Source organism: Streptomyces sp. SLBN-31 (assembly GCF_006715395.1).
GTDB lineage: Bacteria > Actinomycetota > Actinomycetes > Streptomycetales > Streptomycetaceae > Streptomyces.
The window spans coordinates 1,268,576-1,289,923 of the sequence record NZ_VFNC01000003.1; the positions used below are offsets into that span (position 1 = coordinate 1,268,576).

Below are 21,348 nucleotides of genomic sequence, written 5' to 3' on the forward strand. Positions count from 1 at the left end.
ATGGGTGACCACCGGAGTACATGACGAATCGGGGATGGAATGCGCGCTCTTTCTCGCAGGGGGATGCTCGGTCTCGGCGCGGGCGCCGCGGCCGCCGCCGGACTCACGGCCTGCGGCTCCCTCACACCGTCAGAGGGGCCGAAGCACGCCGGGGGTTCCAAGGGCGGCGGCAAACCCGGCGGTACGTCCCATCCGGCCCGGCCCATCGGCGACGGCTCGACCTCCTTCACCGGCAAGCAGCCCCACCAGCCGAGGAAGCCCGAGCCGCTGGAGCCCGGCCAGACCCCGCCCCAGTTCGTCATCTTCTCCTGGGACGGCGCCGGCGAGGTCGGCAACGGCCTCTTCCCGCGCTTCCTGGACCTGGCGAAGCAGCACGGCGCGTCCATGACCTTCTTCCTGTCCGGGCTGTACCTGCTGCCCGAGTCGAAGAAGCGGCTCTACAACCCGCCGAACAACCCGCGCGGCGCCTCCGACATCGGCTACCTCACCGACGAGCACGTCAAGGCGACGCTGACCAACGTCCGCCGCGCCTGGCTCGAAGGGCACGAGATCGGCACCCACTTCAACGGCCACTTCTGCTCCGGCTACGGCACGGTCGGCAACTGGACGCCCGCCCAGTGGCGCAGCGAGATCCAGCAGGCCAAGTCCTTCGTGAAGGAGTGGCGGACCAACACCGGCTGGAGCGACCTGCCCTCCCTGCCCTTCGACTACGAGAAGGAACTCGTCGGCGGCCGCACCCCCTGTCTGCTCGGCCAGAACAACCTGCTGCCCACGGCCAAGGAGCTCGGCTGGCGCTACGACGCCTCCTCGCCCGGCGGCCGTCAGGTCTGGCCCGACAAGAAGATGGGCATCTGGGACCTGCCGCTGCAGCAGATCCCGTTCCCGGGCCGCTCCTTCGAGGTCCTGTCGATGGACTACAACATGCTGGCCAACCAGTCGATCAACTCGACCCAGGCGCCCGCCCACAACTACCCGGCCTGGCGCACCCAGTCCGCGAACGCCTACATCTCCGGCTTCAAGCGGGCATACGAGTCCAACCGGGCACCCTTCTTCGTCGGCAACCACTTCGAGCACTGGAACGGCGGCATCTACATGGACGCCGTCGAGGAGGCGTTCAAGCACATCGCCCGGGAGAAGGAGAAGGGCGCGGACGTACGGCTGGTCTCCTTCCGGCAGTTCGTCGACTGGATGGACGTACAGAAGCCGGAGGTGCTCGCCAAGCTGCGCACGCTCGACGTCGGACAGCAGCCGGCCGGCGGCTGGAAGACGTTTTTGCAGGAGACCTCCACCGCGTCCTCCACACCCACCGGAAAGGCCGCCTGACGTGCGGATTCCGGGGGGCGGCGAAGCCGCTGGGGGGGTGCGCAAGATCCCCGGAACGGGCATGCGAAACTTTTCACATGAGTGCCACCAGCCGCACCCCCCTGCGCTCGAACCGAAGCCGTGCCACCCTGCTCGCCGCGACGGCCGCGGCCGCCGCCCTCACGCTGTCCGCGTGCAGTTCGGGCGGCACGTCGGGTGGCGGCGGTGACACCAACTTCGTCATGGGCAAGGACGGCATCTCCACCGTCAAGAAGGGGGAGCGGTCCGCCGCACCCGACCTGTCCGGCAAGACCATCGACGGCAGCTCGCTCGACGTCGCCTCCTACAAGGGCAAGGTCGTCGTTCTGAACCTCTGGGGCTCGTGGTGCGCCCCGTGCCGCGCCGAGGCGCCCAACCTGGAGAAGGTCTCCCGGGACCTCAAGGCCAAGGACGTCCAGTTCGTCGGCATCAACACCCGCGACGCCCAGATCGCCAACGCCCGCGCCTTCGAGAAGCAGTACGGTGTCAGCTTCCCCAGCCTCTACGACCCCACGGGCAAGCTGATGCTCCGCTTCAAGAAGGGCACGCTCAACCCGCAGGCGATCCCCTCCACCCTCGTCCTCGACCGCCAGGGCAAGATCGCCGCGCGCTCGCTGGCCGCGCTCAGCGAGGACAAACTGCGCGCGATGATCGACCCGGTCCTCGCGGAGAAGTGACGTGACCTCAGTCACCACGCTCGCCGCGACGGGCTACAACGACACGGTGCTCAACGGCGCACTGCTGCTCGCCCTGCCCATCGCGCTCCTCGGCGGCCTCGTCTCCTTCTTCTCCCCGTGCGTCCTGCCGCTCGTACCCGGCTACCTGTCGTACGTCACCGGGGTCGCAGGCACCGACCTGGCCGACGCCCGGCGCGGGCGGATGGTCGCGGGGGCCTCCCTGTTCGTGCTCGGCTTCACCGCCGTGTTCGTCTCCAGCGGCGCCCTCTTCGGCTACTTCGGCGACACCCTCCAGGAGAACAAGGGCATCCTGTCCAAGGTGCTCGGCGTGCTCATGATCCTCATGGGCGTCTTCTTCATGGGCCTGATGCCCTGGATGACCCAGCGCGAGTTCCGCTTCCACCGGAAGCCCGCCACCGGACTGGTCGGCGCCCCGCTGCTCGGCGCGCTGTTCGGCATCGGCTGGACCCCCTGCATCGGCCCCACCCTCGGCTCCGTGCTGACTCTCTCCTCCCAGCAGGGCAGCGCCGGCCGCGGCGCCATCCTGACCGTCGCCTACTGCCTCGGCCTCGGCGTGCCCTTCGTGCTCGCCGCCGTCGCCTTCCGCAAGGCGCTCGGCGCCTTCGGCTGGGTCAAACGCCACTATGTCTGGGTGATGCGGATCGGCGGCACGATGATGATCGTGACCGGTCTGCTGCTCGTCACCGGCGTCTGGGACACCCTCGTACAGGACATGCAGTCCTGGTCCGCCGGCTTCACCGTGGGGATCTGATCGATGAGCAAGACCGAAACCGGTACGCCCCCCGAGCGGGCCGACGACGACCTCGGCGCGGCCGGCTCCCAGCTGTCCACCGCTCCCGTGGAGGAGCCGCCCAACCTGCCCTCCCTGGGCGTCGTCGGCTGGGTCCGCTGGTTCTGGCGGCAGCTGACCTCCATGCGGGTCGCCCTGCTGCTGCTCCTGCTGCTCTCCCTCGGCGCGATCCCCGGCTCGCTCATCCCGCAGTCCGGGATCGACGTCACCAAGGTCGACACCTTCCGCAAGACGCACACGACGCTCGCACCGATCTACGACAGGCTCGGCCTCTTCCACGTCTACAGCTCGGTGTGGTTCTCCGCGATCTACATCCTGCTGTTCGTCTCCCTCATCGGCTGCATCGTGCCCCGCACCTGGCAGTTCGTCGGCCAGCTGCGCGGCCGCCCGCCGGGCGCCCCCAAGCGGCTGACCCGACTGCCCGCCTACACCACCTGGCGGACCGAGGCCGAGCCGGAGCAGGTCCGCGAGGCCGCGCTCGCCCTGCTGAAGAAGCGCCGCTTCCGCGCGCACGTCGCCGGGGACGCCGTCGCCGCCGAGAAGGGCTACCTGCGCGAGACCGGCAACCTCGCCTTCCACATCGCGCTCATCGTGATGCTGATCGCCTTCGCCTGGGGCCAGCTGTTCAAGTCCGAGGGCAACAAGCTGGTCGTCGAGGGCGACGGCTTCTCCAACACGATGACGCAGTACGACGACTTCAAGTCCGGCAGCCTCTTCACCGCCGACGACCTGGTGCCGTTCAGCTTCAACCTGGACAAGTTCACCGGCACCTACGAGACCAGCGGCCCCAACCGGGGCACCGCACGCACCTACCAGGCGGCCCTCACCTACAGCAAGGGCGCCTACGGCAAGGACGAGAAGGACCTCGTCAAGGTCAACGAGCCGCTGGAGATCGGCGACGCCAAGGTCTACCTGACCGCCCACGGCTACGCCCCCGTCATCACCGTCCGCGACGGCAAGGGCAACGTCGTCTACCGCGACGCCGTGCCCCTGCTCCCCCTCGACTCCAACGTCACCTCCACCGGCGTGGTCAAGGTCCTCGACGGCTACAAGAACGCCAAGGGCGTCAGCGAGCAGATCGGCATCTCCGCCTTCCTGCTGCCGACGTACACCAAGGGCAGCGAGACGGCCTCCACCTTCCCGGGGCTCCTCAACCCCGTGCTCAACCTGGCCCCGTACCACGGCGACCTCGGTGTCGACTCCGGCATCCCGCAGAGCGTGTACCAGCTCGACAAGTCGCATGTGAAGGCCTACAAGGACGCCAAGGGCCAACAGCTCAGGGACAACCTCAAGCCCGGCCAGACCATGCGGCTGCCCGGCGGCGCCGGGTCCATCACCTACGAGGGCACCAAGGAGTGGGCGAACTTCCAGATCGTCCAGCAGCCCGGCACCGGCTGGGCCCTCGCCGGCTCCCTCGTCGCCATCTTCGGCCTCGCCGGCTCCCTGTTCATCCAGCGCCGTCGCGTCTGGGTGCGCGCGGTGAGCGGCCCCGACGGCGTGACGGTCGTCGAGATGGCCGGCCTCGGCCGCAGCGAGTCCGCCAAGGTCCCCGAGGAACTCGCCGACCTCGCCGAAACCCTCTACGACCGGGCGCCGGGCGCCCCCGGGCCCGACGAGGACTCCACCGACCCAGACGCCACCACCACCCCCGACCCCAGCGTCGTACCTGCCGAAGGGGCTGAGAAGAAGTGATTCTCTCCGCCGGAACCGAGTTGGCCACCGCGACCAACGAACACCTCGCGAACATCAGCAACACGCTGATCTACTCCGCGATGGCCGTCTACACCCTGGCCTTCTTCGCCTACATCGCCGAATGGCTCTTCGGCAGCCGCAGCAAGGTCGCCCGCACGGCCAGCGCGCTCACGAACGGCACGCAGAAGGCCAAGGGCGCCCCGGCCGTCACCGTCAACAAGGCCGGCGGGACCGCCGTACTGGAGCGGCCCAAGGTCGTCGTGCGGTCCTCCGCCGGGGCGCGGGACGTGCCCGACGGGCCCGGGGCGCACGGCGGGGACGCGCAGGGCGACCTCTACGGGCGCATCGCCATCTCGCTCACCGTGCTCGCCTTCCTGATCCACCTCGCCGGCGTGGTCGCCCGCGCGGCCTCGGTGGAGCGGGCGCCGTGGGGCAACATGTACGAGTTCAACATCACCTTCTCCGCCGTCGCGGTCGCGGTATACCTCACGCTGCTGGCGCTGCGGAAGAACGTGCGCTGGCTCGGCCTGTTCCTGGTCACCACGGTCCTCCTCGACCTCGGCATCGCCGTGACGGTTCTGTACACCGCCAGCGACCAGCTCGTCCCCGCCCTGCACTCGTACTGGCTGTACATCCACGTCTCCACGGCCATCCTGTGCGGCGCGGTCTTCTACGTCGGCGCGGCCGGCACACTGCTGTACCTCTTCAAGGACTCCTACGAGACCAAGCTGGAGAACGGCGGCACGCCCGGCCGCTTCGCCACCTCGTTCCTGGAGCGCCTGCCCGCGTCCTCGTCCCTCGACAAGTTCTCCTACCGCCTGAACGCGGCCGTCTTCCCGCTGTGGACGTTCACGATCATCGCGGGCGCCATCTGGGCCGAGTCGGCCTGGGGCCGCTACTGGGGCTGGGACCCCAAGGAGACCTGGGCGTTCATCACCTGGGTCGCCTACGCCTGCTACCTGCACGCCCGCGCCACGGCCGGCTGGAAGGGCCGCAAGGCCGCCTACCTGGCCCTGATCGCCTTCGGCTGCTGGCTCTTCAACTACTACGGCGTCAACATCTTCGTCTCGGGCAAGCACTCCTACGCGGGCGTGTAGCGGCAGGGGTCGCGGGAGAAGCTGGTCAGCCGACCGTGATGGAGTCCAGCTTCTCCCGCAGGTACACGTGCGAGTCGACCGGCTCGTACGCCACCCGCCCCACCGGCGCCGGCACGGACTCCACGAGCGTGCCCGGTGTGCACTCGCCGAAGTAGACGAGGGACATCAGTTCCTCGGACGGCGCGTCCGCGGGCGGCGGCAGCACCCGGTGCCGTCCCGAGCGCCACCGGTCGCCGGTCCAGCGGGCCATCAGGTCACCGATGTTGATGGTGAAGGCGTCCGGGTCGTAGGGCGCGTCCTCCCAGCCGCCGTCGTCCGTCCAGACCTGCAGGCCGCCCTTGCCGGCCTGCCGGTCCAGGATCGTCACCGTCCCGAAGTCGGTGTGCGGGCCGATACGGAACTGGCCCGGCTGCGGGTCCCCCACGACGTCCGTCCCCGGGTACCAGTTGATGTTGAACCCGTACGTCGGGTGGTCCATGTGCCGGGAGAAGAAGTCCGGTTCCAGGCCCAGCGCCTCGCCGAGCAGCGACAGCAGCCGCTTCTCCAGCTCCGCCATCCGCTCCAGGTACTCCGCGCACAGCGTCCGCAGCTCCGGCACCTCCGCGGGCCACACGTTGGGCGCGTACCACTCCGCGTTGACCACCGGGTCCTCGAAGGGCTCGTGGGTCGCGAAGGTCAGCGACTCCTTCAGGTCCGGAGGGGTCTCGGTGCCCTCCGAGTAGCCGTTGGCCTCGGCGCCCGGCCCGAGCCAGCCGCGGCCGCCGACCTTCGCCTCGTAGGGCTGCTTCACGGCGACGGGCAGGGTGAAGAAGGACCGTGCCGCCTCCCGGATCCGCGAGCGCAGGACCGGATCCACACCGTGCCCGGTGACCAGCAGGAACCCGGCGGTCTGCAGGGCCTCGTCGACGGTCCGGGCGATGGCCGCGCGGGCGTCCGAGCCACCCTCCAGCCAGGGCCGCAGATCGATGGTCGGGATGCGCGGGGCGGGGGCGTCACTCACCGATGTCCTCATTCCACAGAGCCGGGTTGTCCTTGATGAAGTCGCGCATCATGCCGACGCACTCGGGGTCGTCCAGCAGCACGATCTCCACGCCGTGCTCGGCGAGCCAGTCGTGCCCGCCGTGGAAGGTCCTCGCCTCACCGACGAGAACCCGCGAGATGCCGAACTGGCGGACCAGGCCGGAGCAGTACCAGCAGGGGGAGAGGGTGGTCACCATCGTCGTGCCGCGGTACGACCGCTGCCGTCCCGCCGCCCGGAACGCCGCCGTCTCCGCGTGCGTCGAGGGGTCGCCGTCCTGGACGCGCCGGTTGTGGCCGCGGCCGAGGAGCGTGCCGTCGGCGCCGTAGAGCGCGGCGCCGATCGGGATGCCGCCCTCGGCGAGCCCTGCGCGGGCCTCCTCGACGGCGGTGGCGAGCCAGGTGCGTGCCTGTGCCTGATCCATACGTCCCACTCTCCTGTGGCCGAAACACGAGGGCAACGTGCGGAAAGTACTCTCCCGGCAACCCGCCGCCGGACGAACTGTCCACGCCCAGGAGGTGCCCGTGGCCGCCCTCACCCTCCGCGAAGTGCTGGACCTCGACCCCGTACGGGCCGCCGAACCCGAACTCCTGGCCGGACATCGTGGGTTGGACCGCCCGGTTCGCTGGGTCCACTCCAGCGAGGTCTACGAGGGCGCCAACTTCCTCGACGGCGGCGAACTGCTGCTGACCAACGGCTTCGGGCTGACCGGCGCAGACGAGGAGGTCCGCCGCCGCTACGTCCGGGAACTGGCCGCACGCGGTGCGGCCGGGCTGGCGGTGGAGATCGGCCGCTCCCTGCCGCACATGCCGGCCGAGGTCGTCGACGAGGCCCGCCGCCTGGGGCTGCCGCTGCTGGCCCTGCACCGGGTCATGCCCTTCGTACGGATCACCGAGGCGGCCAACCGCGCGATCGTGGCCCGCGGCCTGTCGGGCCGTGCCGTCGTACGGCCCTGGGGCGACGACCACACGGCGGCCCTGCTGGCCGACCTCGCCGACCGGGCGGCCCTCAACCAGCCCGAGGTGGAGGCCCGCTCGGCCCTCGCCGGGTTCCGCCCGGGGCCCGGGGCGCGGCTGGTGGGCGTCTCCGTGCACGGCACGCGCGAGGTGACGGCCGTGGACCGGGCGGCACGCCTGCTGGGCTGTTCGGGGAGGCCCAGGTCCACAGCAACTGCAGCGGGGAGCCATGGCGTTCGGCGTCGGGGATGGGCTCGGAGCCCGCCGTCTCGACGGCGATGACCTTGTCACCGTACGCGGGGGCGAGGGTGCCGGCGGAGTCGGCGGGAGCTGTCGTCATGCGAGCCAAGTGTCCGGTCCGGGCCGGTCCCGGCACAGGGGCGCGATGTCCGTACCGTGAAGCCCGCCGACGTACATCCTGTATGCCGGGGTCAGTCCCCCTTGGGCTCCTCGCCCCGCTCGCGCCGCCGCAGCTCCTCCTCGCGGCGGCGCAGGTCCGCCTCCCAGTCCTTCAGCAACGCCTCGTCCTTCTTGTTCTCCTCCTTGAGGGACTTCAGGAACTCGGGGTTGTCGTCGGGTGCCACCCACTGCGCCGCCGTGCCGCGGTGCCACTCGGAGGGCGTGGAGCCGCCGGCCGGGGCGACCCGCTGCTTGCCGGCGACCAGCCAGGCGATCGGTCCCACCAGCACCTCGCCGAACAGCAGGATGATGATGACCCAGACCACCTTGGGCAGCCCCCGCACCTGCTCCTCGGGAGTGTTCAGACAGTCGATGAAGGCGTAGATCCACAGCGCCAGGACCAGCAGGAACGGCAGATACCTGAACATCGTGGCGGGATCCCCCAGAAGACGGTGACGGGCGCTGTGCGGCCCCGGTGACGGGGTCAGGGTAGCGGGTGGCCGATACTGGGACGCATGGCTTACGACGATCTTCGCTCCCTGCTCCGGGCACTGGAACGCGAGGGCGACCTCAAGCGCGTCAAGGCCGAGGTCGACCCGTACCTGGAGGTCGGGGAGATCGTCGACCGGGTGCAGAAGTCGGGCGGACCGGCGCTGCTCTTCGAGAACGTGAAGGGCTCCGACATGCCCCTCGCGATGAACGTCTTCGGCACCGACCGGCGGCTGCTGAAGGCGCTCGGCCTGAAGTCGTACGCGGAGATCTCCGACAAGATCGGCGGACTGCTGCGGCCCGAGCTGCCGCACGGTTTCGTCGGCGTCCGCGAGGCCTTCGGCAAGCTCGGCGCGATGACCCACGTACCGCCGAAGAAGGTCAAGTCCGACAGTGCGCCGGTGCAGGAGGTCGTGCTGACCGGGGACGACGTCGACCTCGACCGGCTGCCGGCGCTGTTCACCTGGCCCCAGGACGGCGGCTCCTTCTTCAACCTCGGTCTGACGCACACCAAGGACCCCGAGTCCGGCATCCGCAACCTCGGGCTGTACCGCCTCCAGCGCCACGACCGGCGCACCATCGGCATGCACTGGCAGATCCACAAGGACAGCCGCAATCACTACCAGGTGGCCGCGCGGCGGGGAGAGCGGCTGCCGGTCGCGATCGCCTTCGGCTGCCCGCCGGCCGTGACGTACGCCTCCACGGCGCCGCTCCCCGGCGACATCGACGAGTACATGTTCGCCGGGTTCGTCGCCGGCAAGCGGATCGAGATGGTCGACTGCAAGACCGTGCCGCTTCAGGTGCCCGCGCAGGCGGAGGTCGTCCTGGAGGGCTGGCTGGAGCCCGGCGAGATGCTCCCCGAAGGACCCTTCGGCGACCACACCGGCTTCTACACGCCGCAGGAACCCTTCCCCGCCCTGAAGATCGACTGCGTGACGATGCGGAAGCGCCCGCTGCTCCAGTCGATCGTCGTGGGCCGCCCCCCGACGGAGGACGGGCCGCTGGGGCGCGCCACGGAGCGGTTCTTCCTCCCGCTGCTGAAGATCATCGTGCCGGACATCGTGGACTACCACCTGCCCGAGGCCGGCGGCTTCCACAACTGCGCGATCGTCTCGATCGACAAGAAGTACCCCAAGCACGCCCAGAAGGTCATGCACGCCGTCTGGGGGGCCCACATGATGTCGCTGACCAAGCTGATCGTGGTCGTGGACTCCGACTGCGACGTCCACGACCTGCACGAGGTCGCCTGGCGGGCCCTGGGCAACACCGACTACTCCCGCGACCTCACCGTCGTCGAGGGACCTGTCGATCACCTCGATCACGCCTCCTACCAGCAGTTCTGGGGCGGCAAGGCGGGCATCGACGCGACCCGGAAGTGGCCCGAGGAGGGCTACACCCGGGACGGCGGCTGGCCCGAGATGGTCCTGTCCGACCCCGAGACGGCGGCCAAGGTCGACCGCCGCTGGAAGGAGTACGGCCTGTGAGCAGCGCCTCCGCCGCGATCCCGCAGCCAGGACGCACCAAGGCGTTCCTGCGGCTGGTGATGATCGAGCACTCGGTCTTCGCCCTGCCCTTCGCGTACATCGCCGCGCTGACCGCGATGTACGAGTGGGACCGGAACATCCACTGGGGCCGGCTGCTCCTGGTCACCGTCTGCATGGTGGGGCTGCGCACCTTCGCGATGGCCGTGAACCGGATCATCGACCGCGAGATCGACGCCCGCAATCCGCGCACGGCCCAGCGCGAGCTGGTCACCGGCGCGATGTCGGTGAAGCACGCCTGGACCGGCGCGCTGATCGCGGTCGTGGTCTTCCTGGGCTCGGCGGCCCTCCTCAACCCGCTCTGCCTCGCCCTGGCGCCGGTGGCGGTCGTCCCCATGGTCGTCTACCCCTACGGCAAGCGGTTCACGAACTTCCCGCAGGCCATCCTGGGCGTCGCCCAGGCCATGGGCCCGATCGGCGGCTGGCTCGCCATCAGCGGCGAGTGGAACTGGCACGCGGTGATCCTCGGCCTGGCCGTCGGCATCTGGATCGGCGGCTTCGACCTGATCTACGCCTGCCAGGACGTGGAGACCGACCGGGAGATCGGCGTGATGTCGGTCCCGGCCCGCTTCGGCATCCCGGCGGCCATCCGGGGCGCGCGAGTGTGCCACGCGCTGACCACGGCCCTGCTTCTGTGGTACGGCGTGGTGACGGACGCGGGCGGCTTCTACTGGGTCGGACTGATGATCGTCGCGAGCGCCTTCGTCTACGAGCACTCCATCGTGCGCCCGCACGACCTGTCCCGCCTGAACAGGGCGTTCTTCAGCGTCAACGGCTTCATCGGCATCGCCCTCTTCGTGTGCGCGCTGCTCGACCTGCTGGTGCGGGGGCTGACCGTCTGAGCGGGCTCCGCGAGCCGCCCGGCCTCAGGCCCGTATCGCGGGAGCGGGAGGTCGGGACGGCCGGCGGCGGAACCAGAACGCCGTCGCCACTCCGGTCGCCAGACCGATCAGGTGGGCCTGCCAGCTGACGCCCGTATGCAGCGGCGACAGGCCCAGCAGGATCGAGGTGCCCCAGACGGCGCCCACCAGCAGACCGACCACGACACCCAGCGGGCGGCGCTCCACGAAGCCGCTGACCAGCAGGAAGCCGAACAGGCCGAAGATCAGGCCGGAGGCGCCCGCGGTGTTGGTGTGCGCCGGGGCGACGAGCCACACCCCCAGACCGTCGGCCACGATGATGACCAGGCACAGGGCCGCGAACCTGCGCAGCCCGCCCAGCGCCGCGAGGAAGCCCATCACCAGCAGCGGCACGCTGTTGGCGGCCACATGGGCGAACCCGAAGTGGATGAACGCGGCCGGTACGACGTCGACCAGCTCGGAGGCCCGGCGGGGCATGATGCCGAGTCCGTCGAGCGCGTGGCCGCTGACGACGTCGACCACTTCCAGCAGCCACAACAGCGCGACCCAGCTCGCCATCAGCGTGGCCGCGGCCTTCACCCGGTCCCGGCGCGACCACTGAAGCTCCGAACCCGACATGGCATCCCCCACTCGTCCGCCCGTCACCGTGATGAACGGTCAGGCCCCCTCGGCCGGTTCCCACCCCGCGACGCCAGCTAGGCTCGGAGTCGTGAACCCAGCCAAGCCAGGAGAGACGCCGCGTACACCTTGGATCGTAGGGGTGTCCGGCGCTTCGGGCACGCCTTATGCCGCGTCGGTGCTGCGCGCACTTCTCGACGCCGGCGAGAGCGTGGACCTGGTCGTCAGCCGGGCCTCGCGGCTCACCCTGCTGGACGAGACGGGCATCTCCTTCAGGGACGCGCACTGGCGCGAGGACCTGCGGGAATGGCTCGGACGGGGCGCCGACGGAAAGCCGGGCGCCTTCGCGCCGGACATGGACGGGGTGCGGTACTGGGCCGCCGGGGACCTGGGCGCGGGCCCGTCCTCGGGGTCGTACCCGAACAAGGGCATGCTGATCGTGCCCGCCTCGACGGCCTGCGTGGCCGGTGTCGCGCTCGGCCTGTCCAAGGACCTGCTGCAGCGGGCGGCGAGCGTCACCCTCAAGGAGCGCCGTCCGCTGGTCGTGGCCGTACGGGAGACCCCCTTGAACGGCCAGACGCTGCGGCACCTGGTCGCGCTGGACGACGCGGGCGCCAGCGTGGTGCCGGCCTCGCCCGGCTTCTACGCGGGCGCCACCCACATCCAGGACCTGGTGGACTTCGTCGCCGGGCGGGTGCTGGACGCGGCGGGCGTCGCACACCGGCTGTACCGGCGCTGGGACGGCGAACTGGGCGGCGCGAGCGCCGACCGGTAGGGAACGGGCCGCGGCGGCCCGGCACCTCTCATCACTTCGGGAACTCTTCAGCGGAAGGCATCGAATCGCATGGACGCGGTGGACAGGCAGCTCATCCAGGCCCTGAGGGAGAACGGCCGGGCCTCCTACGCGGAGCTGGGGCGCCTCGTCGGTCTGTCGGGGCCCAGCGTCACCGACCGCATCAACCGGCTGGAGGCGGCCGGGGTCATCACGGGCTACCGCGCCACCGTCGACGCCGCCTCGCTCGGCCTCGGCGTCATCGCGCTGATCGGCATCTCGCTGTCCGACGCGGCCGACCACGAGGACGTGGCACGGCGGCTGAAGGACCTCTCCGAGATCGAGGACTGCTGGTTCATCGCGGGCGACGACTCCTACATGCTCAAGGTGCGGGCGACCGACGTCGACGGCCTGGAGAAGATCATCCGGCGGCTGTCCGGGACGAAGGGCGTCTCCCGGACCCGGACCACGATCGTGCTCTCCACCAAGTGGGAGAACCGGGTCGGAGAGCTGCCCGAAGAGGTCTAGGGATACCGTTGGTCGGGCTGTCGGAGAAAGGTGTTGCCATGGACGTCGGGCTCAAGCGCGAGCTGGAGCAGAAGGTCAGGGCCGGTGAGCGGCTGACCCGCGAGGACGGCATCGCGCTGTACGAGTCGGACGACCTGGCGTGGCTGGGCGGCCTCGCCCACGAGGTGCGCACGCGCAAGAACGGCGACGTCGTCCATTTCAACGTCAACCGTCACCTCAACATGACGAACGTGTGCACCGCCTCGTGCGCCTACTGCTCGTTCCAGCGCAAGCCGGGCGAGAAGGACGCGTACACGATGCGCATCGAGGAGGCCGTCAAGCTCGCCAAGGCGATGGAGAGCGAGAACCTCACCGAGCTGCACATCGTCAACGGTCTGCACCCGAACCTGCCGTGGCGCTACTACCCGCGCTCGCTGCGGGAGCTGAAGGCCGCCCTGCCGAACGTGTCGCTGAAGGCCTTCACGGCCACGGAGATCCACCATTTCGAGACGATCTCCGGGCTGAGCGCGAGCGAGATCCTGGACGAGCTGATCGACGCCGGTCTGGAGTCCCTCACCGGCGGCGGCGCCGAGATCTTCGACTGGGAGGTCCGGCAGCACATCGTGGACCACCGCACCCACTGGGAGGACTGGTCCCGCATCCACCGGCTGGCGCACGAGAAGGGTCTGAAGACCCCGTGCACCATGCTCTACGGCCACATCGAGGAGCCGCGCCACCGCGTGGACCACGTGCTGCGCCTGCGTGAGCTGCAGGACGAGACCGGCGGTTTCCAGGTCTTCATCCCGCTGCGCTACCAGCACGACTTCGTGGACATGCAGGACGGCAAGATCCGCAACCGGCTGCAGGCGCGGACGCAGATGGCCACGGGCGCGGAGGCCCTGAAGACCTTCGCGGTGTCGCGGCTGCTGTTCGACAACGTCCCGCACGTGAAGGTCTTCTGGGTCATGCACGGCGTGCAGACCGCGCAGCTGGCGTTGCAGCACGGTGCGGACGACATGGACGGCTCGGTCGTCGAGTACAAGATCACGCATGACGCGGACAACTACGGCACGCCGAACAAGCTGACCCGTGAGGATCTGCTGGATCTGATCCGGGACGCGGGCTTCCGGCCGGTGGAGCGGAACACTCGGTACGAGATCATCCGGGAGTACGACGGTCCCGACTCGGCGCGGAGGGAAGCGCCGCAGCCGATGCGGGTCTGAACCGGTTGTGCGGCGGGTGCGGGTGGGTGGGGGCTTGTCGCGCAGTTCCCCGCGCCCCTGAGGGGGGTACCCGCACCGTATGGCTGACAAGGCCCCCGAGGATGCGTACACCGCAGAGCCCTTCGTTCCTGAGCGGGGTGGGCTGCCGGCCCTCCGGCGGGCCGCCGCTGAATGCCGGGGCTGCCCCCTGTACCGCGACGCCACCCAGACCGTCTTCGGGGAGGGTGACGCCCACGCGCGGGTGATGCTCGTGGGGGAGCAGCCCGGGGACCAGGAGGACCGGCAGGGGAGGCCCTTCGTGGGGCCCGCCGGGAAGCTTCTGGACCGGGCGCTCGCCGAGGCCGGGATCGATCCGGGCGAGGCGTATGTCACCAACGCCGTGAAGCACTTCAAGTTCACGCAGGCCGAGCCGCGCAAACGGCGCATTCACAAGGCGCCGTCCCTGCGGGAGATGACGGCGTGCGGGCCGTGGCTCGCCGCCGAGCTGGCCGTCGTCGAGCCGGAGCTGATCGTGGTCCTCGGCGCCACCGCCGGCAAGGCGCTGCTCGGTTCCTCGTTCCGGGTCACGCAGGTGCGCGGGACCGTGCTGGAGGAGGAGATTCACGGGCGCAGGGAGCGGCTGGTGCCCACCGTTCACCCGTCGTCCGTGCTGCGCGCGGACGATCGGGAGTCGGCCTACCACGGGCTTCTGTCCGATCTGAAAGTGGCGGCGCGCGTCCTGGCGTAAGGGCTACGATGCTGGGGTGTCCCTTACTTTCACTCTCGACCCCGCTGTCACTCCCGACCTGCGCGACGGCATCCTCGGCCTGTGGACGGACGTGTCCAACGCCGGCGGCTCCGTCGGGTTCGTGCCGCCCGTGACGGCGGAGGTGATCCGGCCGGACCTGGTCAAGCACCTGGTCGCGATGGCGGAGGGCCGCACCCGGCTGCTCGTCGGGCACGACGCGGACGGGCGGGTCGCCGCGACGGCCTTCCTCACCCACAACACGCACCGGCTGATGGCGCACTGGCTGTGGCTCTACACGGTGATGGTGCACCCCCGCCACCAGGGCAGGGGCTACGGCCGCGACCTGCTCGCCGCCGCCGAGGGCGCGGCCCGCGGGCTCGACGGCATCGAGGCGATCCGGCTCACCTGCCGGGGCGGCCTCGGCCTGGAGCGGTTCTACGGCTCCTGCGGCTACAAGGAGGTCGGTCGCGTCCCCGGCGCGATCCGTGTGGCGCCCGGCGACGACCGCGACGACATCATCATGCTGCTGCCGCTCGGCTGAGGCCCCGCCCGCAAGATCGGGACCCGGACGTGCTTCACTGGACGGTGCCCTTTGGGAATGTTCGTACCGTTGACGGAAGAGTGGATTGAGATGCTCCGCTACACGCTGATGCGCCTCGGGGTCTTCGCGGGCTGCTTCGTGGTCGTCTGGGGCCTCGTCTACACCGGCATCGTCCCGCGCGGCTTCGGCGCCTCCAACGGCATCTGGATGGTCCTGCTCGCCCTGGTGCTCTCGGCCCCGATCAGCTTCGTCGTGCTGCGCAAGGAGCGGGACCGGGCCTCGGCGAAGGTCGTCGCGCGGGTCGACCGGATGAAGGCCAACCTCGAGGCGAACGCGTCCCAGGAGGACGAGGCCGACGACGCCGCCCGCGCGCAGGGCCAGGCTCCCCAGGCTTCCTAGCTTCACGCCCTGGCGGCCACGCGAGGGGTCACGGCCGCCCGTTCGCAACTTAGTCTGTGCCTCATGGGTGCGGTGAAGACCAAGCGGATGCCACGGGCGGTTCGGGAACAGCAGATGCTGGACGCCGCCGTGCGGATCTTCGGGCAGCGCGGATACATGGCCGCGTCGATGGACGAGATCGCCGAACTGGCGGGCGTGTCCAAGCCGTTGGTCTACCTCTACCTGAATTCGAAGGAAGACCTCTTCACCGCCTGCATCCGGCGGGAGGCCAAGGCGCTCGTCGAGGCGGTGCGCGGCGGCGTGCGGCCGGGGCTTCCCGCCGACCGCCAACTCTGGGAAGGGCTGCGGGCGTTCTTCACGCACACCGGCCACAACCCGGACGGCTGGGCGGTGCTGCACCTCCAGGCGCGCACGCGCGAGCCGTTCGCGGCCGAGGTGACGGCGATGCGCGAGGAGATCGTCGCGTTCGTCACCGAGCTGATCGTGGTCGCGGCCAGGGACGCCCACCGCAATCCCGACCTGCCCGAGCGCGAGGTCGCCGGTCTCGCCGAGGCCCTGGTCGGGGCCGCCGAGTCCCTCGCCGCCTGGGCCAACGCGACCCCCGGCGTCAGCGCGCGACAGGCGGCGGCGACGCTGATGAACTTCGCCTGGGCCGGCCTCGGCAACCTCATGGACGGCCGGTCCTGGTCGCCCCCGCAGGAGGTGCCGGAGGCCGCCGGGCCCCGCCCGGCATGACAACTGTCATCCCCAAGGGCGGACGGCGGACACTGGGGGAGCGCGAACCCCCGCCCGTACCTTCGTGGGCATGACGAAGACCAGTGGCGAGGACCCGCGGAAGACCGACGTCAAGGTGAGCCTCATCGGCGGTCACCGCCTCGGCGGCGAGACCCTGCACGAGCGCACCCTGACCGCCTCCCTCATCGGCGGCGCCGACATCGACCTGACCGACGTCGACATCCCGGACGGCGCCGAACTGCGCATCACCAAGCTCAGCCTGATCGGCGGCGTCAGCCTCAGGGTCCGCCCCGACGTCCGCGTCGAGGTGCACGGCATCCGCCTCGGCGGGGTGAAGGACGACGGCCCGAGCGAACCGGGCGGTCCGACCGTCCGCATCGACGCCTGGGGTCTGCTGGGCGGGGTCAGCGTCCGTCGGTCGTGAGGTCCTCCACGGCGCCGCTCACATGCAGCCGGCCGCCGTCGCCGATCAGTTCGAAACGCCCGTCCCGCGCCGCGTACGTCACCGTGCCCGGCAGCAGCACCGGCGCCCTGAACTCGGCCCGCACCCGGACGCGTTGGGGCGCGCCGTGCGCGGCGAGGCAGCGGGCCACCGTCCACATGCCGTGGGCGATGGCACGCGGGAAGCCGAACAGGCGGGCGGTGAGCGGGTGCAGGTGGATCGGGTTGCGGTCGCCGGACGCGGCGCCGTAGCGCCGTCCGATGTCGGCGGCCAGCCGCCACTCGGCGACCTCCGGCAGGGCCTCCCGCTCGCCCCTGGGCGTCTCACCGGCCGATTGGGTGCGGTGCCGGGCCAGATAGGTGCTCCGCGACTCCCAGACCGGCTCCCCGCCGGCCCGCACCTCGGTGATCACCGTGGCCTCGGTGCCGCGCCGGTGCGGCTCCAGTCCGCCGACGTACACGGCGAGTTCGTACTCCCCGGTCGCGGGCAGCGCGCGGTGCCGGGTGATCTCGATGGAGGTGTGGACGAGGCCGAGCAGCGGCAGCGGGAAGCCCCGGTCGCTCATCAGGCGCATGGCCAGCGGGAAGCCCAGTATGTGCGGATAGGTCGGCGGCAGCGCGTCCTCGCCGGTGGCGAAGCCGCAGACCCGCTCGTAGGCCGCCAGGTGTGCCAGGTCGATGCGCAGGGTGGGCAGCACGAGCCGGTCGTGGGGGAAGTCGGCGTCCGGGCGGGGGCGTTTGAAGGGGGAGAGCAGGGCGCCGCGGGCCAGCAGCGGGGCGAGGGCGGGGGGCTGGGCGAGGACGACGGACATCACGCCCCCAGCAGGCTCTGGCCGCAGACCCGTACGACCTGGCCGTTGACCGCGCCCGAGCCCGGGTGCGCGAGCCACGCCGTGGTCTCGGCGACATCGGCCGGCAGACCGCCCTGCGCGAGGGAGTTCATCCGGCGGCCGGCCTCGCGGATGAACAGCGGGACCGCGGCCGTCATCTTCGTCTCGATGAACCCGGGCGCCACCGCGTTGACCGTCACCCCGTGCTCGGCGAGGGCGCGCGGCGCCAGCGAGCGGACCAGCCCGACGATCCCGGCCTTGCTCGCGCCGTAGTTGGTCTGCCCGGCGTTCCCGGCCAGGCCGGCGATGGACGCGGTGGCGACGATCCGCCCGCCGGCCCTGAGCGTCCCCTCCTTCAGCAGGGCGTCCGTCGTGCGCAGCACGCTCGCCAGATTGACGTCGAGGACCGAACTCCAGCTCTCGGCCGCCATGTTGACCAGCCGGCGGTCCCGGGTGATCCCCGCGTTGTGGACGAGGACGTCCAGCCCGTCCGGGAGTGCGGCGGCGATCCGCTCACCCGCGTCGGCGGCCGTGATGTCGAGCGCGAGCGCGCTGCCGCCGAGGCGGGCCGCGACGCGCGCCGCGTCCTCCTCGGCCTGCGGCACGTCCAGTACGACCACCCGGGCGCCGTCCCTGGCCAGCGTCTCGGCGACCGCCTCGCCGATGCCGCGGGCGCCGCCGGTGACCAGGGCGGTGCGGCCGGCGAGGGGACGGTCCAGGCCGGCGTCCGGCTGCTCGCCGGCCCCGACGGCGATGACCTGTCCGCTGACGTAGGCGGACTTGGGGGAGAGCAGGAAACGCAGCGTCGACTCGGCGGCCGCGGCGTCCGTCAGGCGCACCAGGTTCACCGTCCGCCCGCGGCCGATCTCCTTGCCGAGCGAGCGCACGAACCCCTCCAACGCCTGTTGCGCGGCGGCCTGGTGGTGGTCGGCGGGGTCGAGGGGCGCGCCCAGGACGACGATCCGGCCGCTCGCCGCGACGGACCGCACCACGGGGTGCAGGGCCGCGTGCACCTCGGCGAGCGTGTCGACGTCCCGGACACCGGAGGCGTCGAGGACGACGGCGGCCGGGGCGTCGGCCAACCTGGCTGTGGGTCCCGTACGGGCGAGGACGGGTTCGAGGCCGAGGCCGGACCGGCCCGCGGTGAGGTGGAGCAGGCCGCCTTCGAGCGCGGGGCGCTCGGGGGACCAGCGCAGCAGCGGCGCCGGTTGCGGCAGTCCGAGTCTGCGGGTCAGGAAGCGGCCGGCGGCGGTGTCGGCGAAGCGCAGATAGCGGTCGGCCATGTCCATCTCCCATGCGAAAGCCTTCTTACTCCAGAGTCAGGTTACCCGAGGTAAGGCGAGGTCAGGAGGTGAAAATTGTTCAACATACCCCCTGGTAACGTCTGATCGGCGAGAAAAGCGACGACACTGCACATCCCCGACGCACCCCCGCCGCCGGACCATCGCCGAACCCTCACCGCGCCCTCACGCGAGAGCCGTACGATCGCCTCTCCCCACCTGCGGCAACTCCCCCGCAGGGCAACTCCGTTGACCACTGGAGTCGCCCGTGTCCAGCACGCGCCCCGCCGCCGGTCCGGCGGTCCACGCCACCGCCTACGACGGCACGCCGGTCCTCGTGGAGCCCGTCGTCCGGCGGCTGGAGGGCGAGGTTCGCGAGGTGTCCGTACCGCCCTTCGTCCCGCCGACGACCTACGGCTCCCTGGCCGACCTGCCCTTCGAGAACGCGCGCGTCGCCCCCGAGGACAAGGTCCTCAGCCGCCGCACCGGGTCCGGCGGGTGGACCCATGTGACGGCCGCCCGGTTCGCCGAGGAGGTGCTCGCCACGGCGAAGGGCCTCATCACCGAGGGGCTGACGCCGGGGGACCGGATCGCCGTCATGGCCCGGACGATCTACGAGTGGACGCTGCTGGACTTCGCCGCCTGGGCCTGCGGCCTGGTCACCGTCCCGATCTACCCCACCTCCTCCGTCTTCCAGACCCGCTGGATCCTGCAGGACTCCGGTGCCGTCGCACTCGTCACCGAGACCACGGCCCAGGCCGCCGCGCTGGGCCCGGAGCTCAGTCGGCTGCTGGACCTGCGGCATCTGTGGGTCATCGAGAAGGGGCACGTGGAGCGGCTGGCGGAACGCGGGGCGCAGGTACGGGACCACGAGGTCGACGTACGGCGCGGGATGCTGGCCCCCGACACCCTCGCCACCGTCGTCTACACCTCCGGCACCACGGGCCGCCCCAAGGGCTGCGCGATCAGCCACGGCAACTTCTTCGCCGAGGTCGACAACGCCGTCGAACTCCTCTACCCGGTGTTCCGGTCACGGACCAGCGAAGAGGCGTCGATCCTGCACTTCCTGCCGATGTCGCACATCTTCGGGCGCATGGTGGCGGTCGCCTGCATCCGCGCGCGGGTACGCCTGGGCCACGCCCCGAGCCTGAAGTCGGAGGAACTGCTGCCCGACCTGGCGAGCTTCCGGCCGACCTGTCTGATCACCATCCCGTACATGCTGGAGAAGGTCTTCAACGTGGCCCGCGCCAAGGCCGAGGCGGGCGGCCGGGTCACCGCCTTCGACCGCGCGGCCGCCGTGGCCCGCCGGTACGGGGAGGCGCGCGAGGCCCGCCAGTCGGGCCCGGGCCCGGGCCCGAGCGCCGCGCTGAGAGCGGCCCGCGCCTTCTACGACCCGCTGGTCTACCGCCGTATCCGCACCGCCATGGGCGGCCGGGTGCGCTACATGATCTGCGGCGGTTCCCCGCTGGGCCGCCGGCTCGCCTCCTTCTACGCCGGCGCGGGCATCGAGATCTACGAGGGCTACGGCCTGACCGAGACGACCGGCGCGGCCACGGTCACACCCCCCTTGAAGCCCCGCCTGGGCACGGTGGGCTGGCCCCTGCCCGGCACCAAGGTCCGCATCGCCGCCGACGGCGAGATCCTGCTGTCCGGGGGTCATGTGCTGCGCGGGTACTGGGACCCGAACGCGGGCGGGGTCGTCCCCGCGACCACCGACGGCTGGCTCGCGACCGGCGACATCGGCCGCCTGGACGACGAGGGCTACCTCCACATCACCGGCCGCAAGAAGGAGATGCTGATCACGGCGGGCGGCAAGAGCGTGGCCCCGGCCCCGCTGGAGAACTGGCTGCGGGCGCACCCGCTGATCTCGCAGGTCATGGTGGTCGGTGACGCCCGCCCCTACATCGCGGCGCTCGTCACCCTGGACATGGAGGGCGTCGGCCACTGGCGCCGGATGAACGGCAGGCACCCGGCCGTCACCGCCGAACTCGTCCAGGACGACCCCGAGTTGCTGGCGGTCCTGCAACGGGCGGTGGACGAGGCGAACAAGCTGGTGTCGAGGCCCGAGTCGATCCGCCGCTTCGCGGTCCTCCCCGTCGACTTCACGGAGGAGGACGGCCATCTGACGCCGTCGATGAAGCTGCGGCGGGACGCGATCGCGGAGGAGTTCGCGGAAGGGATCGAGCGGCTCTACGGCTAGGGACGCCAGAGCGTTCCGTAGAGGAGAGAGGCGCACGTCGCCGTAAAGGTTGCACAGGCCCGGCTCGGGAGCATTCCCGAATCATCACGAAGTCGCCATGCGTGCGCCGTATCCTTTCTGCTGTAACCCGCGGTAACATCCCAGCCGCCCGCCGCCGGTGAACAACTCGGTACGCACCGCACGTACCACTGCAG

22 protein-coding genes and 2 pseudogenes are annotated in these 21,348 nt (G+C 70.8%); 17 read left to right on the top strand and 7 right to left on the bottom strand.

Translation table 11 applies throughout. The annotated features are described in order from the left end of the window. The first annotated feature begins 39 nt into the window (after positions 1–39). From FBY22_RS43500 to ccsB, 5 genes are all read left to right on the top strand, one after another. Complete coding sequence (locus tag FBY22_RS43500; protein WP_142154447.1) at positions 40–1,323, top strand: hypothetical protein; 1,284 nt, start codon at positions 40–42, stop codon at positions 1,321–1,323. Positions 1,324–1,400: 77 nt separating this feature from the next. Further along, positions 1,401–2,018 carry a TlpA disulfide reductase family protein gene (locus FBY22_RS43505; RefSeq protein WP_142154449.1) on the top strand — a complete coding sequence of 206 codons (618 nt, stop codon included), beginning with the start codon at positions 1,401–1,403 and terminating at the stop codon, positions 2,016–2,018. Between the two features lies 1 nt (position 2,019). Next, a complete protein-coding gene (locus FBY22_RS43510; protein ID WP_142154451.1) occupies positions 2,020–2,790 on the top strand; it encodes a cytochrome c biogenesis CcdA family protein in 771 nt (256 codons plus the stop codon). A gap of 3 nt (positions 2,791–2,793) precedes the next feature. Next, positions 2,794–4,521 (top strand): cytochrome c biogenesis protein ResB, encoded by a 1,728-nt coding sequence (locus FBY22_RS43515; RefSeq protein ID WP_142154453.1) that lies wholly within the window; start codon positions 2,794–2,796, stop codon positions 4,519–4,521. Then, positions 4,518–5,618 (top strand): c-type cytochrome biogenesis protein CcsB, encoded by a 1,101-nt coding sequence (gene ccsB, locus FBY22_RS43520; RefSeq protein WP_142154456.1) that lies wholly within the window; start codon positions 4,518–4,520, stop codon positions 5,616–5,618. The genes FBY22_RS43515 and ccsB overlap by 4 nt, the downstream gene beginning before the upstream one ends. Positions 5,619–5,643: 25 nt before the next feature. Here the strand turns inward: ccsB and FBY22_RS43525 are convergent, their stop codons facing one another. Together FBY22_RS43525 and FBY22_RS43530 are read right to left on the bottom strand one after the other, a co-directional pair. Beyond that, positions 5,644–6,618: an isopenicillin N synthase family oxygenase gene (locus FBY22_RS43525; protein ID WP_142154458.1), complete on the bottom strand. Its 975-nt coding sequence runs from the start codon at positions 6,616–6,618 to the stop codon at positions 5,644–5,646. Then, the gene (locus FBY22_RS43530; RefSeq protein WP_174267441.1) at positions 6,611–7,060 is read right to left on the bottom strand and encodes a nucleoside deaminase; all 450 of its coding nucleotides are present in this window, start codon (positions 7,058–7,060) and stop codon (positions 6,611–6,613) included. Before FBY22_RS43530 ends, FBY22_RS43525 begins: the two co-directional genes overlap by 8 nt. Positions 7,061–7,184: 124 nt before the next feature. Between FBY22_RS43530 and FBY22_RS45640 the strand changes: the two are divergent. Continuing rightward, positions 7,185–7,538 (top strand): annotated as a pseudogene (locus tag FBY22_RS45640) (PucR family transcriptional regulator ligand-binding domain-containing protein); the annotation flags it as partial. Positions 7,539–7,779: 241 nt separating this feature from the next. Here the strand turns inward: FBY22_RS45640 and FBY22_RS45645 are convergent. Together FBY22_RS45645 and FBY22_RS43545 are read right to left on the bottom strand one after the other, a co-directional pair. Continuing rightward, positions 7,780–7,932: pseudogene (locus FBY22_RS45645) on the bottom strand (cytosine permease); the annotation flags it as partial. Between the two features lie 91 nt (positions 7,933–8,023). Then, on the bottom strand, positions 8,024–8,419 hold the full coding sequence (locus tag FBY22_RS43545; RefSeq protein ID WP_142154463.1) for a PLD nuclease N-terminal domain-containing protein: 396 nt from the start codon (positions 8,417–8,419) through the stop codon (positions 8,024–8,026). An 87-nt stretch (positions 8,420–8,506) separates the two neighbouring features. On the opposite strand from FBY22_RS43545, the gene FBY22_RS43550 reads away from it, so the two are divergent. Then, entirely contained in the window at positions 8,507–9,964 is a 1,458-nt protein-coding gene (locus FBY22_RS43550; protein ID WP_142154465.1) for a menaquinone biosynthesis decarboxylase, read from the top strand. Next, positions 9,961–10,863, top strand: coding sequence for a menaquinone biosynthesis prenyltransferase MqnP (gene mqnP / locus FBY22_RS43555; RefSeq protein WP_142154467.1), 903 nt, complete (start codon positions 9,961–9,963; stop codon positions 10,861–10,863). The genes FBY22_RS43550 and mqnP overlap by 4 nt, the downstream gene beginning before the upstream one ends. A gap of 24 nt (positions 10,864–10,887) precedes the next feature. On the opposite strand, the gene FBY22_RS43560 is transcribed toward mqnP, so the two are convergent. Further along, a complete protein-coding gene (locus FBY22_RS43560) occupies positions 10,888–11,499 on the bottom strand; it encodes a rhomboid family intramembrane serine protease (protein ID WP_142154469.1) in 612 nt (203 codons plus the stop codon). A gap of 91 nt (positions 11,500–11,590) precedes the next feature. Here FBY22_RS43560 and FBY22_RS43565 point away from each other — a divergent pair, with 91 nt between their 5' ends. The 8 genes from FBY22_RS43565 to FBY22_RS43600 all read left to right on the top strand — a co-directional run bounded on the left by FBY22_RS43565 (position 11,591) and on the right by FBY22_RS43600 (position 16,827). Beyond that, positions 11,591–12,274 (top strand): UbiX family flavin prenyltransferase, encoded by a 684-nt coding sequence (locus tag FBY22_RS43565; protein WP_142154471.1) that lies wholly within the window; start codon positions 11,591–11,593, stop codon positions 12,272–12,274. Positions 12,275–12,343: 69 nt separating this feature from the next. Then, on the top strand, positions 12,344–12,799 hold the full coding sequence (locus tag FBY22_RS43570) for an Lrp/AsnC family transcriptional regulator (protein ID WP_058923898.1): 456 nt from the start codon (positions 12,344–12,346) through the stop codon (positions 12,797–12,799). Positions 12,800–12,837: 38 nt separating this feature from the next. After that, on the top strand, positions 12,838–14,001 hold the full coding sequence (mqnE, locus tag FBY22_RS43575; RefSeq protein ID WP_142154473.1) for an aminofutalosine synthase MqnE: 1,164 nt from the start codon (positions 12,838–12,840) through the stop codon (positions 13,999–14,001). 79 nt (positions 14,002–14,080) lie between these two features. Then, entirely contained in the window at positions 14,081–14,728 is a 648-nt protein-coding gene (locus FBY22_RS43580; RefSeq protein ID WP_142154475.1) for a UdgX family uracil-DNA binding protein, read from the top strand. A 16-nt stretch (positions 14,729–14,744) separates the two neighbouring features. Then, complete coding sequence (locus FBY22_RS43585; protein ID WP_142154477.1) at positions 14,745–15,269, top strand: GNAT family N-acetyltransferase; 525 nt, start codon at positions 14,745–14,747, stop codon at positions 15,267–15,269. 90 nt (positions 15,270–15,359) lie between these two features. Continuing rightward, positions 15,360–15,668, top strand: a complete 309-nt coding sequence (locus FBY22_RS43590) for a DUF4229 domain-containing protein (protein ID WP_142154479.1) — start codon at positions 15,360–15,362, stop codon at positions 15,666–15,668. 63 nt (positions 15,669–15,731) lie between these two features. Continuing rightward, positions 15,732–16,403, top strand: a complete 672-nt coding sequence (locus FBY22_RS43595) for a TetR/AcrR family transcriptional regulator (RefSeq protein WP_142154481.1) — start codon at positions 15,732–15,734, stop codon at positions 16,401–16,403. Positions 16,404–16,473: 70 nt separating this feature from the next. After that, the gene (locus FBY22_RS43600) at positions 16,474–16,827 is read left to right on the top strand and encodes a hypothetical protein (protein WP_142154483.1); all 354 of its coding nucleotides are present in this window, start codon (positions 16,474–16,476) and stop codon (positions 16,825–16,827) included. Here FBY22_RS43600 and FBY22_RS43605 read toward each other — a convergent pair. Together FBY22_RS43605 and FBY22_RS43610 are read right to left on the bottom strand one after the other, a co-directional pair. After that, on the bottom strand, positions 16,808–17,656 hold the full coding sequence (locus FBY22_RS43605; protein WP_142154485.1) for a MaoC/PaaZ C-terminal domain-containing protein: 849 nt from the start codon (positions 17,654–17,656) through the stop codon (positions 16,808–16,810). The genes FBY22_RS43600 and FBY22_RS43605 overlap by 20 nt on opposite strands. Beyond that, a complete protein-coding gene (locus FBY22_RS43610) occupies positions 17,656–18,957 on the bottom strand; it encodes a 3-oxoacyl-ACP reductase (RefSeq protein WP_142154487.1) in 1,302 nt (433 codons plus the stop codon). The genes FBY22_RS43605 and FBY22_RS43610 overlap by 1 nt, the downstream gene beginning before the upstream one ends. 265 nt (positions 18,958–19,222) lie before the next feature. Here FBY22_RS43610 and FBY22_RS43615 point away from each other — a divergent pair, with 265 nt between their 5' ends. Next, positions 19,223–21,154: a long-chain fatty acid--CoA ligase gene (locus FBY22_RS43615; protein ID WP_142154489.1), complete on the top strand. Its 1,932-nt coding sequence runs from the start codon at positions 19,223–19,225 to the stop codon at positions 21,152–21,154. Positions 21,155–21,348: the final 194 nt, after the last annotated feature.

Excerpts from the sequence above, each read along its gene's own strand:
- FBY22_RS43500 (WP_142154447.1), top strand. The coding sequence starts at position 40 with ATGCGCGCTCTTTCTCGCAGGGGGATGCTCGGTCTCGGCGCGGGCGCC.
- FBY22_RS43505 (WP_142154449.1), top strand. The coding sequence starts at position 1,401 with ATGAGTGCCACCAGCCGCACCCCCCTGCGCTCGAACCGAAGCCGTGCC.
- FBY22_RS43515 (WP_142154453.1), top strand. The coding sequence starts at position 2,794 with ATGAGCAAGACCGAAACCGGTACGCCCCCCGAGCGGGCCGACGACGAC.
- FBY22_RS43530 (WP_174267441.1), bottom strand. The coding sequence starts at position 7,060 with ATGGATCAGGCACAGGCACGCACCTGGCTCGCCACCGCCGTCGAGGAG.
- FBY22_RS43545 (WP_142154463.1), bottom strand. The coding sequence starts at position 8,419 with ATGTTCAGGTATCTGCCGTTCCTGCTGGTCCTGGCGCTGTGGATCTAC.
- FBY22_RS43550 (WP_142154465.1), top strand. The coding sequence starts at position 8,507 with ATGGCTTACGACGATCTTCGCTCCCTGCTCCGGGCACTGGAACGCGAG.
- FBY22_RS43560 (WP_142154469.1), bottom strand. The coding sequence starts at position 11,499 with ATGTCGGGTTCGGAGCTTCAGTGGTCGCGCCGGGACCGGGTGAAGGCC.
- FBY22_RS43570 (WP_058923898.1), top strand. The coding sequence starts at position 12,344 with ATGGACGCGGTGGACAGGCAGCTCATCCAGGCCCTGAGGGAGAACGGC.
- mqnE (WP_142154473.1), top strand. The coding sequence starts at position 12,838 with ATGGACGTCGGGCTCAAGCGCGAGCTGGAGCAGAAGGTCAGGGCCGGT.
- FBY22_RS43580 (WP_142154475.1), top strand. The coding sequence starts at position 14,081 with ATGGCTGACAAGGCCCCCGAGGATGCGTACACCGCAGAGCCCTTCGTT.
- FBY22_RS43590 (WP_142154479.1), top strand. The coding sequence starts at position 15,360 with ATGCTCCGCTACACGCTGATGCGCCTCGGGGTCTTCGCGGGCTGCTTC.
- FBY22_RS43595 (WP_142154481.1), top strand. The coding sequence starts at position 15,732 with ATGGGTGCGGTGAAGACCAAGCGGATGCCACGGGCGGTTCGGGAACAG.
- FBY22_RS43600 (WP_142154483.1), top strand. The coding sequence starts at position 16,474 with ATGACGAAGACCAGTGGCGAGGACCCGCGGAAGACCGACGTCAAGGTG.
- FBY22_RS43605 (WP_142154485.1), bottom strand. The coding sequence starts at position 17,656 with ATGTCCGTCGTCCTCGCCCAGCCCCCCGCCCTCGCCCCGCTGCTGGCC.
- FBY22_RS43610 (WP_142154487.1), bottom strand. The coding sequence starts at position 18,957 with ATGGCCGACCGCTATCTGCGCTTCGCCGACACCGCCGCCGGCCGCTTC.